Below are 14,494 nucleotides of genomic sequence, written 5' to 3' on the forward strand. Positions count from 1 at the left end.
ATAAGGTGTCACGACCAACGGTCGTGACCTACCCGAATGCAGAACGGCCGCGCAGAGCGCGGCCGTTCTTCCTTTCTTACTTCAGCGCCTTGAAGCGCAGGCGCTTCGGCGCGGCATCGTCGCCCATGCGGCGCTTCTTGTCTTCCTCGTACTCGCGGTAGTTGCCCTGGAAGAACTCCACGTGCGAATCGCCTTCGAAAGCGATGATGTGCGTGGCGATGCGGTCCAGGAACCAGCGGTCGTGCGAGATCACGAAGGTGTTGCCCGGGAACTCCAGCAGCGCGTCTTCCAGCGCACGCAGCGTTTCGATGTCCAGGTCGTTGGACGGTTCGTCGAGCAGCAGCACGTTGCCGCCCTGCAGCAGGGTCTTGGCCATGTGCAGGCGGCCACGCTCACCACCGGACAGCGAGCCGACCATCTTCTGCTGGTCCTGGCCCTTGAAGTTGAAGCGGCCGATGTAGGCGCGCGACTGGATCTCGATGCCGTTGATGTTGAGGATGTCCAGGCCACCGGCGATTTCCTGGAAGACGTTGTGGTTGCCTTCCAGCTTGTCGCGGCTCTGGTCCACGTAGGACAGCTGCACGGTCGGGCCGATCACGATCTCGCCCGAATCCGGCTTCTCCTGGCCGGTGATCATCTTGAACAGCGTCGACTTGCCGGCGCCGTTCGGGCCGATGATGCCGACGATCGCGCCCGGCGGAATCAGCATCGACAGGTTGTCGATCAGCAGGCGGTCGCCGAACTTCTTGGAGACGTTCTTGAACTCCATCACCATGTTGCCCAGGCGCTCGCCCGGCGGGATGAAGATTTCGTTGGTCTCGTTGCGCTTCTGGTAATCCTGCGACTGCAGCTCTTCCAGGCGGGCCAGACGGGCCTTGCCCTTGGAGCGGCCGCCCTTGGCGTTCTGGCGCGACCACTCCAGTTCCTTCTGGATCGCCTTCTGGCGGGCCTTTTCCTGGTTCTCTTCCTGCTTCAGGCGCTCATCCTTCTGCACCAGCCATTCGGTGTAGTTGCCCTTCCACGGAATGCCGCGGCCGCGGTCCAGTTCCAGGATCCACTCGGCGGCGTTGTCCAGGAAGTAGCGATCGTGGGTGACGGCCACCACGGTGCCGGTATAGCGCGCCAGGAACTGTTCCAGCCATTCCACCGACTCGGCGTCGAGGTGGTTGGTCGGTTCGTCGAGCAGCAGCATGTCCGGCTTCTGCAGCAGCAGGCGGCACAGTGCGACGCGGCGCTTTTCACCGCCGGACAGGTTGGCGATCTTGGCATCCCACGGCGGCAGGCGCAGTGCATCGGCGGCCACGTCCAGCTGGTTTTCCAGGGTGTGCGCGTCGCCGGCGGCCAGGATCGCCTCCAGGCGCTCCTGTTCCTTGGCCAGCGCGTCGAAGTCGGCGCCTTCCTCGGCGTAGGCGGCGTACACCGCCTCCAGCGCGGCCTGGGCCTGCAGCACTTCGCCCACGCCTTCCTCGACCGACTCGCGCACGGTCTTGTTCGGGTCCAGTTCCGGTTCCTGCGCCAGGTAACCGACCTTGATGCCGGGCTGCGGACGGGCTTCACCCTCGAAATCGGTGTCCACGCCGGCCATGATCTTCAGCACGGTGGACTTGCCGGCGCCGTTCAGGCCCAGCAGGCCGATCTTCGCGCCCGGGAAGAAGGACAGGGAAATGTCCTTGATGATCTGCCGCTTGGGCGGGACCACCTTGGACACGCGGTTCATGGTGTAGATGTATTGCGAGGACATGCGGTCTCCGTAGGCGCGGCCCTGCGCCCGACCCGTCACGGGAACATCCCGTTGCGGCAGCGGGCACAGACTGGAATGGAATACAGCCAATTATAGCCGGAACCGGTTCCGGCCCGCGCCCGGCCGGAGCCGCGCAGGCTGGCCGTGGCCTGAATACTCCGTCACAGTCCTGCAGCGGGAAGCGTTTCCAGCCGGAAACGGTTCAGATCGGTTGCGCAATATGGGCTCACCACCCACCCAAGCAGAGGTCTGACATGCGCATCAATCGAGTAATGGCCGGAGCCGTGGCCTCTGTGCTGGCGCTCGGCGCGGTGGCCCCCGCCTTCGCCGACAACGACCACCGTGACCGCCGCGAATGGCGGGAGGATCGCCGCGAGTGGCGCCAGGACCGCCGTGACTGGGAACGCGACCGCCGTGAGGCCCGGCGCGACTGGGAACGCGACCGCCGCGACTGGCACCGCGACCACGACCGCTACTATCGCCCGGCACCGCCGCCGCCGCGCGTGGTCTACCGCCCGGCCTATGGCCCGGGCTACGGCTGGAAGGTCGGACACCGCTACCGTGATTACTACCGCGGCCCGATCTACGTGGTGAACGACTACCCGCGCTACCACCTGCGCCGCCCGCCTTACGGCCACCAGTGGATCCGCGATGACCGCGGCAACATGCTGCTGGTGGCCATCGCCAGCGGGATCATCGCCGACTACATCGTCAGCAGCCGCTGAGGCACGAGGTAGGGTCGGATCCCACGCGTTGGGAAAGGGCCCTGATCCTCTTGCAGTGGAAAAAGAAAGGGCGCCCGAGGGCGCCCTTCTTCATTCAGCCGCCACCATCGCGGTCAGAACGCGACTGACCAGTCCAGCTGCGCGCCGACATCGCGCTGGCCATCACCGCGGCGGGTCTGCACCTGCAGCGCCACGCGGCTGCGGTCGGTCGGGCTCACTGCCACACCGAACTGGGCCAGGGCGCTGTGGCGGGCCAGCGGTGCACCGCTGATCGCAAAGCCCTGGGTACCTTCGACGAAGCGCGCATCGACCTGCGGCAGGCGATCACCGCCAGCCACCTGCCATCCCACGCGCGCGGTCAGCGCCGCACGGTCACGCTGGCCAGCGCTGATATCCCAGTCCGCGCGCAACGCGGCCAGGCCGGTGCGGTAGCGTGCGCTGCCACCGTTCCACTGCAGCGCGCTGTGACCACCGCGCTCCTGGCTACCGTCGCTTTCCACGCGTACCTGCGCCACTTCGAGTTCCGGTGTCAGCTGCAGGCGCGGGCCGCCGAAGGTCCAACCGGCACGCAGGAACGCGGTGGTGCCGGTGGCATCCTCGCGGGCCGACAGGTGTTCATCCAGGCGGGTGCCAACCTGTGCGGTGCGGGTGCTGTCGGTGCGGTAATCGGCACGGCTGACACCTGCACGCAGGCTCAGGCCCTGCCAGCGGTACTGGCCGTACACGCCGTACTCGGTGCTGTCGGTTTCGGCGCGCCCTTCGCGGCGGGCCAGGCGGCTGACCAGGTGCTGCGAACCCGCGGCCACGCCCACTTCCAGCGTTTCACCCAGGCGCCAGCCGGCGCCAGCCATCACGCCATGTTGCGATGAACGCAGGCCAGCGTTGTCGGCACTGGCATCGGTACGGCGCTGGCCACCGCTGCCGCCGACCCACGCGTGCACGCCCGGGGCGATCTCTGCAGCCATCGTGGCACCGTCCAGGTGGCGGTCGATGCCCTCGTGCAGGAATCGGTTCTGCAGCAGCGCGCCACGATGCGCGGCATGGATTTCACCGGACAGGCTGTCGAAGGCCGGCACGACGTCGGCCACCGCCAGGCGCACCACCGCGTCATACACGGCGTTGCCATTGCCCAGCGCTTCCACCGCGCCGGCCACGGCCTTCTGGTTGGGATTTACCACCACATCGGGGAAGGCCAGTTCGATATCCGGCATGGCGATATCGTTGCGGGCCAGGGTCAGGTAGACGTTGCTGGCGTCGTAGTCCAGCGTGGGTGTCAGGAAGGCCAGCGTGCTGCTTACGCCGGAGAAGGTGCCCTGCACGCCCTGCGCCGCGCTCAGGATGGTGTAGCGGGTACGCGGCTGCCAGTCACCCTCGCTGGCGATGGCCACCGTATTGCCGCCCTGCAGGGTAGCGCCGCCGCCCACCTGCACGCGGTCGCCGGCGCCATCGGCGCCAAGGTCCACCAGATAGCGCGAGCCATTTTCCAGCAGCAGGTTGCCGGTCATCGACAGCGTGCCGTAGGTCGTGGCCGCCCCCGGTGCCAGCGTGGCGCCGCTACGGAGGATCACACTGCCCAGCTGGCCGTCGCCGCTCAGTTCGGTGCCGGTGGCCAGCTCGGTCAGGCCGCCGAGGCGGCCACGCACGTCCAAGGCGCCGGCGCGCACGCGGGTGGTGCCGGTGAAGCCGCTGCTGTCGCCCGACAGGCTCAGCAGGCCCGCATCCAGCTTGACCACATCGCCGGCGCCGGACAGCACGTTGGCGAACAGGGTCTGGCCATTGCGCTGCAACTGCAGTGTCGCACCCGACGCCACATCCACCGCGCCACGGATGGCGCCATTGCCGGCCAGGACCAGGGTGCCCTGCTCGATGCGGGTGCCGCCACCGTAGGTGTTGTTGGCATACGTGGTCAGCGTACCGCTGCCGGTCTTGCGCAGTCCGCCGGTACCGGTCAGGCGGCCGCTGAACATCGCATCGACCTGGTCGGTATCCAGCGTAGCGGTGCCATCCAGCGCCATTTCAACAGCGGTGGTGAAGGCCTTGCGGGTCAGGTGCAGCGTGCCATCGGCAATGAGCACGTTGGCGGTGCCTGCGCCCTGGTAGATCTGGCCACCGGCCAGGGTCAGCGTGCCCTGCGCGCCGATGGCCAGTGAACCCCGGCTGCCGTTGGCGCCGCCCAGGCCCAGCACGTCATTGACCGTCAGAGCGCCACCGTCATGGATGGAAACGCTGCCGGTGCCCAGATTGCCGATGGTCAGGCGGCCCACGCTGGCCGAGCTGCCGGCGCCGGCCACGCGGAAACTGCCATCGCCCAGCGCATTCTCACCCACGCCCACGTCGCCCGCGGTCAGGGCGGCGCCGTCAAGGACATCCAGTTCGGCCACCGCGTTCTGGCCCACGGCGATGAAGCCGGCCGTGGCGGTGGTGCCCGCGCCGGTCAGTACCAGCACGCCATCGGGCACGCCTGCGGTGTGCCGTTGCTGGCCCAGCTGCGTGCTGCCCTGCACGGTCAGCGTGGCGCCGTCGGCCACGGTCATCCTGCCAGTGCCGGACACGCCGATCAGCAGGTCGCTGGTGTTCAACCAGCTGGCACCCTTGCCTGTCACCGTGGCTTCGCCACGGGCCACGCTGCTGTAGCTGCCCAGGCGCGCGACACCGGTCTCGAAGGTGCCACCGGCACGCACGTTCACGGTGCCGGTGCCTTGCGCACCCACATGGATCTGGTTGGTGGCGAAGCGCGAATCCTTGTCGGACACGGTCAGGACGCCGCTGCTGCCCAGTTCCGAGGCAACCCACGTGCCCTGGGCATTGATCACCTGGCCGCCATCGAGCACGTCCAGGTAGCCCCTGCCTTCATGGCCGACACCGATGCTGTTGTTGCCGATCCACCGCGAACCGGCGCCGGTCACCGTGACCTTGCCGGTCGAGCCGGGCAGCGTGGCGATGAAGATGGCGGTGCTTTCCAGCACGCCGCCATTCTGGATGGACAGCTCGCCGCTGCCGGCGTGGCCGATGTCCACGCGCCAAGAGTCGGCGCGGATGCCGTCGACGACAACCGGTGTCATGCTGTCGATGTAGGCATGGTTTTCAACGGTCAGGTTCGGATCGCCATTGCTCCATGCGCCCGGTGCGTACCAGCGGCCATCGAGCAGGTTCGGGTCGCGCACGGTGACCGTGGCCGCGGCCGCCGTCATCGGGCCGCCCATGGCCAGGCCGATCGCCAGGACCAGCAGGTGCGTGGAAAGGGCGCGGCGGGGTGCTGCGGGCGTGCGACGTGGTGCCAGCATCATTGCCGGCGAAACTTGGTGCGAATGGGTCACGCGGATTTTCCCCTGTATGGACAGGGCGTATCGGCCGCGGAGTGCAGGACTTTAAGGTTTGTGAAAGCTGGTAATTCGGTTTTGCAAGGAAGGAGGTCACACTTCCGGCGGAAATTGCCGATGGGCGAGGCCTGTGCAGGGCGCTGCGGACGGCACACGCAGGCATGCCAGCACATCATGCCACAGCGTGTTGCCCAAGCCCCTTCCGCTGCGGTCGCCCGGGCCCGCCAGCCCGCTTACAATCGCAGGCCCTGCTGTTCCCTCCCTGCCTGGAGTAACCGATGTTCCCGCGTGACGTCCGCATCGAAACCTACGATCCCGAACTGGCCAAGGCCATCGCCGCCGAAACCCAGCGCCAGGAAGACCATGTCGAGCTGATCGCCAGCGAGAACTACACCAGCCCGGCGGTGATGGAAGCGCAGGGCAGCCAGCTGACCAACAAGTACGCCGAAGGCTACCCGGGCAAGCGCTACTACGGTGGCTGCGAATACGTGGACATCGCCGAGCAGCTGGCGATCGACCGCCTGAAGCAGCTGTTCGGCGCCGACTACGCCAACGTGCAGCCGCACAGCGGCTCGCAGGCCAACCAGGCCGTGTACTTCGCCCTGCTGCAGCCGGGCGACACCATCCTCGGCATGAGCCTGGCCCACGGCGGCCACCTCACCCACGGTGCCAAGGTCAATGCGTCGGGCAAGCTGTTCAACGCCGTGCAGTACGGCGTCAACGACCAGGGCCTGATCGACTACGACGAAGTCGAGCGCCTGGCCCTGGAACACAAGCCGAAGATGGTCGTCGCCGGCTTCTCGGCGTACTCGCAGGTGATCGACTGGGCGCGCTTCCGTGCCATCGCCGACAAGGTCGGTGCCTACCTGTTCGTCGACATGGCCCATGTCGCCGGCCTGGTCGCCGCTGGCGTCTACCCCAGCCCGCTGGACCACGCCCACGTGGTCACCTCCACCACCCACAAGACCCTGCGCGGCCCGCGCGGCGGCATCATCATCGCCAAGGGCGCCGACGAAGACCTGGTCAAGAAGCTGCAGTCGATCGTATTCCCGGGCATCCAGGGCGGTCCGCTGATGCACGTCATCGCCGGCAAGGCCGTGGCCTTCAAGGAAGCGCTGGAGCCGGGCTTCAAGGCCTACCAGCAGCAGGTGGTGAAGAACGCCCAGGCGATGGCCAGCACGCTGATCGCGCGCGGCTACAAGATCGTTTCCGGTGGCACCCAGAACCACCTGATGCTGGTCGACATGATCGGCAAGGACGTGTCCGGCAAGGACGCGGAAGCCGCGCTGGGCAAGGCCCACATCACCGTCAACAAGAACTCGGTGCCGAACGACCCGCGTTCGCCGTTCGTGACCTCGGGCCTGCGCCTGGGCACCCCGGCGGTGACCACCCGCGGCTACGTCGAACAGGACTGTGTGGACCTGGCCAACTGGATCGCCGACGTGCTCGATGCGCCGAACGATGACGCCGTCATCGCCCGCGTGCGCGACGCCGTCAGCGCGCAGTGCCGTAAGTACCCGGTCTACGGCTGATCGGGGCAGGGATCAGAGCCCTTTCCTGGCGGAAAGGGATCCGACCCCGCCACGACGCAGGGGTCGGATCCCCTCCCGCACGGAAGGGCTCTGACCCCGTCACCGGGAACCCCGCGCATGGATGAGCGCCGCCTCAAGTACCTGTACATCGCGCTGGCGGTGCTGTTCGGCCTGCCCAGCCTGTTCTTCGGCGGTGCCGGCGCCTGCATCGCCGTGGTCATGGGCGTGATCGGGCTCGTCTCGCTGGACGCGGACAAACTGTGGTTTGCCGCCGGCATGTTCGCGTGGGGATCGTGCGCGATCGCCGGCCTCGTGGCCTGGGTCGCACTCAGCATCGTCTGGCTGCGCGATGGCGCGCGCGGGCTGCACAGGGCATCACGCCGCTGGTGGCTGCTGCTGGGCCTGGGCGTGCTGGCAGGCCTGCCCTTGCTGGCGATGGCGCTGTACTACTTCGCCGAGCTGGGTTCGTCCGTGCTCAGCGGGCTGTTCGCCGGGCCGTCCCTGCTGGTGCCCACCGGTATGTTGATCCTGCTGCGGCTGCGTGCTGACGCCCTGCGCGAGCCATCCGGCCTGGCACGGTCAAAGGAGTAGGCCCGCGTGGATGAGCGCCGCGCCCGGTATCTGTATGCCGTCCTGGCGGTGGTCTTCGGCCTGCCCAGCCTGGTGGCGGGTGGTGCCGCGGCGACGATGCTGCTGCTGACGGGGCTGGGCCAGTTCGGCCATGGCACGCTGGCCGCGGTGACCCTGATGCCGCTGTGGGGCCTGGCCGGCATTGCCGGCTGCCTGGCCTGGTTGTGGCTCAGCGCCGGGTATCTGCTGCAGGGACGTGCCGGGCTGCAGGTGCATCGCCTCTGGTGGTGGATGCTGCTGGCCGGCAGTCTTGCCGCCGTGCCCCTGCTGGGGCTGGCGCTGTGGTGGAGCATCACCGTCCACGCCGAAGGCATCGCCCTGTTGCTGCTGGGCCCGTCGATGCTGGTACCGGCCGCGGGGTTGGTGTGGATCAAACGCCGCGGCCGGACACAGCCCATCGAAGGAAACGGAACGCATGGATGAGCGTCATCACAAACGCTGGATGGCCATTGCCGGCCTGCTGGTGGGCCTGCCCGCCGTGGCGGCAGGCGGCACGGGGGCCGTGCTGGGGCTGATGGTCGTCTGGGAGGGCAAGTACCTGACGGGCGACGAGTACACGTTGTTGCTGCTGTGGTCGTCGGCCGGCCTCATCGGCCTGCTGTCATGGTTGTGGCTGAGCGGCCTGTTCCTGTGGCGCGGTGTTGCCGGCCTGCGCCAATCACCGGCTGTGGCCTGGGTCGGCCTGGCGCTGGGCAGCCTGGCCGCGTCGGGCGTGGTCGTCGCCACGCTGTACGCCACTATCAGCAATGGCGAGATCTCGACCTTTTGCTTTCTCGGGTTTGGTCCGCCGCTGCTGCTGATGGCCGCGCACCTGGCCTGGCTGCGCTGGGCACGCGCCGCATCGCCGCCACCCGCACCCGGTTGAGCGGCGCGTCGCGGCCTCGCCGGGCTGGCGGGCGGAATTGCAGGCGCTTCCGTGCAGGCAGCATTTGCTGCTGCGCCCCTTCTCAGGTACCTTTGCGACGCTGCCATGACCGTGGCAATAGGTACTTCCCTGAGCCAGGCGTTTCATGCATTGCCCCTTCTGCCAACATGCCGATACCCGGGTCATCGACTCGCGCGTCTCCGAAGACGGCGCGACGATCCGTCGTCGGCGGGAATGCGAAGCCTGCGGCGAGCGCTTCAGCACCTTGGAAACGGTCGAACTGAAACTGCCGGCCATCGTCAAGAGTGACGGCACCCGCGAGGCCTTCGACCAGCGCAAGGTCCGCGCGGGGTTCGACCGCGCGCTGCAGAAGCGCGCGGTGCCCGAAGACAAGATCGAAGCGGCGGTACGGGCGGTGGTGCACCAGCTGCGCATCAGCGGCGAGCGCGAAGTGCCCTCGATCAAGGTCGGCGAGTTCGTCATGAACGAACTGCGCAAGCTCGACCACGTGGGCTACGTGCGCTTCGCTTCGGTGTACCGCAGCTTCGAGGACGTGGCCGATTTCCGCGAGGAGATCGAGAAGCTCGAGCGCGATCTGCCGTCCAGTACCGAACAGCTGCAGCTGCTGGGTGATGTGATCGCCCTGACCAAGAAGAAGAAGGGCTGACCGCCTCTGCCTGGGTGAGTGCCCGCCTTGGTGGGCACTGGTGGCGTGCATCGCCACCGGCAGCGTTACCATGGTCGCATGACCACCCCGTTCTCCGTCCTCGATCACCTGCACATGGCCAACGCGCTGCGCCTGGCCGAGCGCGCTGCCTATACCACCCGCCCCAATCCGATGGTCGGCTGCGTGATCGCCCATGGCGAACGCGTGGTGGGGCAGGGCTGGCACCAGCGCGCCGGTGGCCCGCATGCGGAAGTGTTCGCGCTGCGCGAGGCCGGCAGCGAGGCGCGCGGTGCCACCGCCTACGTCACCCTGGAGCCCTGTGCCCATTACGGGCGCACACCGCCGTGTGCACTGGCGCTGATCGAAGCGGGTGTGTCGCGCGTGGTGGCGGCGATGCGCGATCCGTTCCCCAAGGTGGATGGCGGTGGCTTCGATCTGCTGCGCAACGCCGGCATCGAGGTTGCCGAAGGGCTGATGGCGGCGCAGGCGCGCGAACTCAACAAGGGCTTCCTGTCACGCGTGGAGCGCAACCGCCCGTGGCTGCGGGTGAAGCTGGCCGCCAGCCTGGATGGTCGTACTGCGATGGCCGATGGCAGTTCCAAATGGATCACCGGGCCGGCCGCGCGCGAAGACGTGCAGCACTGGCGGGCACGCGCAGGTGCGATCCTGACCGGCGCCGACACGGTGCTCGCTGATGACCCGATGCTGACCGTGCGCCTGGCCGATACCGAGGTGATGCCACCGCTGCGGGTGGTGCTCGATTCGCGCCTGCGTTCGCTCGAATGCAGCCGTGTGCGCGAGGGCGGGGCACCGACGCTGTACCTGCACGCTGCGGCGGTGAGCGCACCGGACGCGGCCGATGCCGAATTCGCCAGCATGCCCAGCGTTGATGGGCGGTTGGATCTGGGCGCGGTGCTGGCGCTGCTGGCCGAGCGCGGCATCAACGAAGCGCACACCGAAGCCGGTGCCACGCTGGCCGGTGCGCTGCTGCGCGGCGGCTGGGTCGATGAGCTTCTGCTTTATCAGGCCCCCACGCTGCTGGGCGACAGCGGACGCCCGCTGCTGGCTGGCCTCGGCATCGAGGCGATGGATCAGCAGCGTCGCCTGCGCGTGGTCGACCAGCGGCAGGTGGGCGAGGACATCCGGCTGCTGCTGCGCCCGTGAGGGACTAACGCAGAGCAGGCGCTATGCCCTCGGCGTCAGGTCGCTTCGTCGTCCTCTTCGCCAACGGGGCATTGGCCTTTCCATTGCTGCTTCCACAGCACATGCAGGTCGCGGCAGTACGCGCCCAATGCCTCGCCCGGCAGCTGCCTGGCCTTCAATCGCAGCTGGTGGCGGGTGAAACCGTCGTCGTACTGATCCGGCAGTACCAGCACGGCGCATTGATCGTGGTACATCAGGAAGTCGCGGCAGTGATCATCCTCACTCATCCACGCATCCAGGTGCCTGTCGCTCAGCTGCGTTGACTCGAAGGCGACCGAGGGTTGGACGACGATGATCTTCGTGGCTTTGAACCTGGAGGCCTCGGCCTGCCAGCACGCCATCAGCGCCAGCACCATGATCGCGGTCGACGTCATACGGTGGTTCATGCGGTTGCCCCCAGTGGAAGAGGGCAACAGCATTGACCATGGAGGCTGCACAGGGCCATGCAACGGTTCTGAAAAGTGCGATTACTTTTGCCGCAGGAAACCTCATGCAGGGGCCCATGCACCTTGTCTGAAAATGTGTGGCGTTGGGAAAGGCGCCGCGCTTGACCCGGCGCTACAGAGTCGCGCGAGCCTGGCGGTCAGCATCATTGATGTCATGGCTCGCGGAATCGGACCGAAGCGGCCATGGTGTCAACCGCGTCGTCCACTGCCTTGGCGGCGATCTGTGCTTCAGCATCGGTGTCACCTTCCAGCATGAACCGCGCGAACAGGTCGAAGCTCTGCTCCGGTGTTGGCACGGGTGTCTGCGCAGAGGCGGTCGAAGCAATCCACAGCAGGAAGAACAGCAGGCGCGGCAACATCGGGCCTCGTCGGGCAGGTGTTCATTCCATTCGAAGAATGGTAGGAATGCATCGGCAACCGTGTTCAACAGCGGTGTCGGGTTGCCGATGCGAACATCTGGAAGTCCTTCATGCTGTCGATGCTGACGCGTCGGTCTCGGGTGCGATGAGGGGAATGGACTGCAGCAGCGGAAGACAGCGCGTCAGCATCATGGAAGCCTTGCGGAACAAAGCGGACGGCGGAGCATACGCATCTGCGTTTCCGCGCGACTTTTTGTAGAGGAAGACTTGCTCTCTACAGTGTGCTGCGCGCGTCAGTTGACCTCGCACAATTCTGCGGAATCTGCCTCGTCCTCGCCGGCGTCCCACGTGTCCAGCGGCATGAGCTTCATCAGCACGGTCCGCGAAAGTTGTTGACCGCGCGCGGCGTCGGCGGCTTCGTGATTTCCCAGATACCAGCCCGTTACCGGTATGCAGTGCGTGCCATCCGGGGCATCGCGCAGTAGGGTGGCCCAGCGGCTGAATAGCTCATCGCTCTGCGCTTGGACGTCGGGTTGTTTCGTGTTGCGAAGCGCTAGGTAAGCCTCGCGCAGGGGTGATACGTCCGGGTGGGTGCACGCCAGCGCGAACATGCCGATTTCCGGTGAACCCAGGGGCAGGAAATTTCTGGCTTCGCAGCGAATCAGGGCCAACCGTGTGCGCAGTGCCTGGGCAAACCCGCGCCCGATGGCAGGGGAGGGCGCCGGAAAGGCCTGCCTCCCCAGCCACGCAGGCACATCATCAATGACGGGCTGCCAATCGATGCGTTCGCTGGGCACCCAGCCGGGGCCCAATGCCTCAAGCGATGCCTTCGCTGACGCATCACCCTGCAGGTAGACGCGGGCCTGCAGCGTGTACGCCTCTTCCGGCGATGGCGGTGAACTGGCCGCCCTTGCCGATGATGCCAGCAGAACGAACAGTGCCAAGGCGAGCGCACTCGGCGGCAGGGCATGGAGAGGCTTCAACATGGAGATGTGGCGAGGAAAAGATGGCGAAGCATCGCCAATACAGTCGTAGGCTGTCCATGCGAATTGTCCGAATTGTGCTGGCTGAAAAGCCGCGCACATCGCGCGCGGCCCGCCGTTACCACCTCACGCGCATTCGTCGGTCCACATCATCTCGGCGATCGGGCGCAGTGCCTTGCATTCCTGCGTCATGTCTTCGGCCGACTTCACCTTGGCCTTGGCCTTCAGTTCCTCGGCCATCGCGTCCACGCCACTGATCTGGTCCGGCGCGATCTTCGCCACGCAGGCGCGATGCTGCTGCAGCAGCAGGTCGCAGCCCGGTACGCCGGTGACCTTCGGCGCGGTGGCCGCCTGCGCGTCCTGCATCCAGTCTTCGAACGGTGCCAGCGCGCCGGCCACGGTGCCCACCAGATCATCGAAATTGCCGCTGTACCAGTAGCCGTTGTCCTTGGCCGGGTACAGGGTGAAGGTGCCGCTGACCGGCACGCGCGCGCCGCTCTGCAGCGCCTGCGTGTAGGCGTCGGTGAACTGCTTGCGCGCGGCCGGGCTGGCATCGGCTGCAAGACTGGCGGCGAACAACGGGCGCACGTTGCCCAGGTCGGGCACCTGGCAGCTGAAGGCGATGCGCGCCAGCTTCTGGCCCTCGACGTATTCGTTGTCTTCGATCACGCTCTTGGTCGCGCGGCACTTCGAATCACGCAGGGCCTTGGCATACAGCGCTTCGGTGGCGGCTGCATCGGCCTTGGCACCGGCGCTGGCAAGCACCACCTGCCACGGTTCGGCCAGCGCCTTGGCCAACGCGCCCGGGTTCGGGGTTACCGCATCCTGGCCTTCAAAGGCGGGTTTCAGCGCATCGTTGAGCGTGCGGGTCGCGGCGGCATCGTCTTCCAGCAGCACGCGTGCATACAGGTCGAAGGCCTGTTCGGGCGTCAGCGTGGCCGGGGCGGCGGCGGCCAGCAGCGGGGCAGCCAGCAAGGCGCTGGCCAGCAGGGTACGCAAGGGGGTCTTCATGACAGTGTTTCCGGTTCCAGATGCGCGCAAGCCTAGCGCATCTGTTCGCGGGCGTGATGACGCCCGGTCGCCACGGGCCGGCACGCGCGGGCCAAAAAAACGGGCCCCTCGCGGGGCCCGTTCGATCGCACGACGAGGAGCGATCGTTGGATCAGAAGCTGGCGCGCACGCCAACCGAGTACTGGGTGACGTCGCGGTAGCCGGCGATCTCGCCCACCAGACCCCAGGTCTTGGTGAAGTTGATCTGGCCGCCGACGGTGCCGACCCAGGTGCCCTTGTAGTTGTTGCCGCCATCCATGTAGCCGGCCTTGGCCCAGGCTTCGGTCATGCGCGACGGCTTGCCGCGGATACCCAGGGTGACGCGGCCCAGGTTGGTGTGGTCCTTGCCGTGGTAACGCACGCCGTCGTAGCGCAGGGTCGATTCAGCGTTCTGGCGCACCCAGGCGGCATCGGCAGTGAAGTCCAGGCGGTCGGTCCACGGCATGTGGTAGCCGATACCCAGCTCCGGCTGGTTCAGTTCCAGCTTCAGCGAATCTTCGCCGTAGTGGCGGGTCTTGCTGGTGCGCGACCAGCCACCGAACACGTAGACCTGCTCGGCCAGCGCGACCGAACCACGCAGGTAGCCGCCGTCGACCTTCGGGTCGTCCAGCACGTTGTCGTCAACCTGGACCTGGGTCCAGCCGCCTTCGACGTAGGTGTAGCTGAGGGCGTCGGCCGAGGCCGAGAACGGGGCAGCGGCCAGCAGGGCAGCCACGATCAGGATCTTGCGCATGGGAATTCCTGTGAATTTCAGTCCATTGGCGGGCCTGCCATCGCAGCTGCCCGTGGCGACCTCATGTCGTCCGCTGCGGATTTTAATGAAAGTTTTACAAAATGCGAGAGACCGTCGTCACAGGCTGGCCAGACGTGGCCGGGGTCGGATCCGTTTTCCCTTGGGAAAACGGCTCTGACCCCTCCGCGATTCCGAGAGGCCCAGGGACAGAGCCCCTTTCCTGCGGAAAGGGATCCGACC

The 14,494-nt window shown here is 66.9% G+C and carries 14 protein-coding genes; 7 read left to right on the top strand and 7 right to left on the bottom strand.

Annotation, left to right across the window (positions count from 1 at the left end):
- Positions 1 to 76: 76 nt before the first annotated feature.
- Positions 77 to 1,741 carry an energy-dependent translational throttle protein EttA gene (ettA, locus tag BLS66_RS07530; RefSeq protein ID WP_005415249.1) on the bottom strand — a complete coding sequence of 555 codons (1,665 nt, stop codon included), beginning with the start codon at positions 1,739 to 1,741 and terminating at the stop codon, positions 77 to 79.
- Positions 1,742 to 1,995: 254 nt separating this feature from the next.
- Here ettA and BLS66_RS07535 point away from each other — a divergent pair, with 254 nt between their 5' ends.
- A complete protein-coding gene (locus BLS66_RS07535) occupies positions 1,996 to 2,466 on the top strand; it encodes an RcnB family protein (RefSeq protein WP_049468289.1) in 471 nt (156 codons plus the stop codon).
- Between the two features lie 113 nt (positions 2,467 to 2,579).
- Here BLS66_RS07535 and BLS66_RS07540 read toward each other — a convergent pair whose 3' ends face one another.
- Positions 2,580 to 5,783, bottom strand: a complete 3,204-nt coding sequence (locus BLS66_RS07540; RefSeq protein ID WP_143025137.1) for an autotransporter outer membrane beta-barrel domain-containing protein — start codon at positions 5,781 to 5,783, stop codon at positions 2,580 to 2,582.
- A gap of 281 nt (positions 5,784 to 6,064) precedes the next feature.
- Here BLS66_RS07540 and glyA point away from each other — a divergent pair, with 281 nt between their 5' ends.
- The 6 genes from glyA (at position 6,065) to ribD (ending at position 10,644) form a co-directional block, all read left to right on the top strand.
- A complete protein-coding gene (gene glyA / locus BLS66_RS07545; RefSeq protein ID WP_049468287.1) occupies positions 6,065 to 7,318 on the top strand; it encodes a serine hydroxymethyltransferase in 1,254 nt (417 codons plus the stop codon).
- A gap of 117 nt (positions 7,319 to 7,435) precedes the next feature.
- A complete protein-coding gene (locus BLS66_RS07550; RefSeq protein ID WP_074725559.1) occupies positions 7,436 to 7,909 on the top strand; it encodes a hypothetical protein in 474 nt (157 codons plus the stop codon).
- Between the two features lie 6 nt (positions 7,910 to 7,915).
- Entirely contained in the window at positions 7,916 to 8,371 is a 456-nt protein-coding gene (locus BLS66_RS07555) for a hypothetical protein (protein WP_074725560.1), read from the top strand.
- Positions 8,364 to 8,813 (top strand): hypothetical protein, encoded by a 450-nt coding sequence (locus tag BLS66_RS07560; protein ID WP_074725561.1) that lies wholly within the window; start codon positions 8,364 to 8,366, stop codon positions 8,811 to 8,813. Before BLS66_RS07555 ends, BLS66_RS07560 begins: the two co-directional genes overlap by 8 nt.
- Before the next feature lie 145 nt (positions 8,814 to 8,958).
- Positions 8,959 to 9,480: a transcriptional regulator NrdR gene (nrdR, locus tag BLS66_RS07565; protein WP_005415256.1), complete on the top strand. Its 522-nt coding sequence runs from the start codon at positions 8,959 to 8,961 to the stop codon at positions 9,478 to 9,480.
- A 78-nt stretch (positions 9,481 to 9,558) separates the two neighbouring features.
- A complete protein-coding gene (gene ribD, locus BLS66_RS07570; protein ID WP_074725562.1) occupies positions 9,559 to 10,644 on the top strand; it encodes a bifunctional diaminohydroxyphosphoribosylaminopyrimidine deaminase/5-amino-6-(5-phosphoribosylamino)uracil reductase RibD in 1,086 nt (361 codons plus the stop codon).
- Between the two features lie 35 nt (positions 10,645 to 10,679).
- On the opposite strand, the gene BLS66_RS07575 is transcribed toward ribD, so the two are convergent.
- The 5 genes from BLS66_RS07575 to BLS66_RS07595 form a co-directional block, all read right to left on the bottom strand.
- The gene (locus BLS66_RS07575; RefSeq protein WP_057494409.1) at positions 10,680 to 11,069 is read right to left on the bottom strand and encodes a hypothetical protein; all 390 of its coding nucleotides are present in this window, start codon (positions 11,067 to 11,069) and stop codon (positions 10,680 to 10,682) included.
- A gap of 212 nt (positions 11,070 to 11,281) precedes the next feature.
- Positions 11,282 to 11,488: a hypothetical protein gene (locus BLS66_RS07580; RefSeq protein WP_074725563.1), complete on the bottom strand. Its 207-nt coding sequence runs from the start codon at positions 11,486 to 11,488 to the stop codon at positions 11,282 to 11,284.
- A 293-nt stretch (positions 11,489 to 11,781) separates the two neighbouring features.
- Positions 11,782 to 12,474, bottom strand: coding sequence for a hypothetical protein (locus tag BLS66_RS07585; RefSeq protein WP_074725564.1), 693 nt, complete (start codon positions 12,472 to 12,474; stop codon positions 11,782 to 11,784).
- Between the two features lie 123 nt (positions 12,475 to 12,597).
- Entirely contained in the window at positions 12,598 to 13,482 is an 885-nt protein-coding gene (locus BLS66_RS07590) for a hypothetical protein (RefSeq protein ID WP_074725565.1), read from the bottom strand.
- Positions 13,483 to 13,633: 151 nt separating this feature from the next.
- Positions 13,634 to 14,254, bottom strand: coding sequence for a hypothetical protein (locus tag BLS66_RS07595; protein WP_049468274.1), 621 nt, complete (start codon positions 14,252 to 14,254; stop codon positions 13,634 to 13,636).
- Between the last annotated feature and the right edge of the window lie 240 nt (positions 14,255 to 14,494).

The sequence above is a fragment of the Stenotrophomonas pavanii genome (assembly GCF_900101175.1).
Classification (GTDB): Bacteria; Pseudomonadota; Gammaproteobacteria; order Xanthomonadales; family Xanthomonadaceae; genus Stenotrophomonas; species Stenotrophomonas pavanii.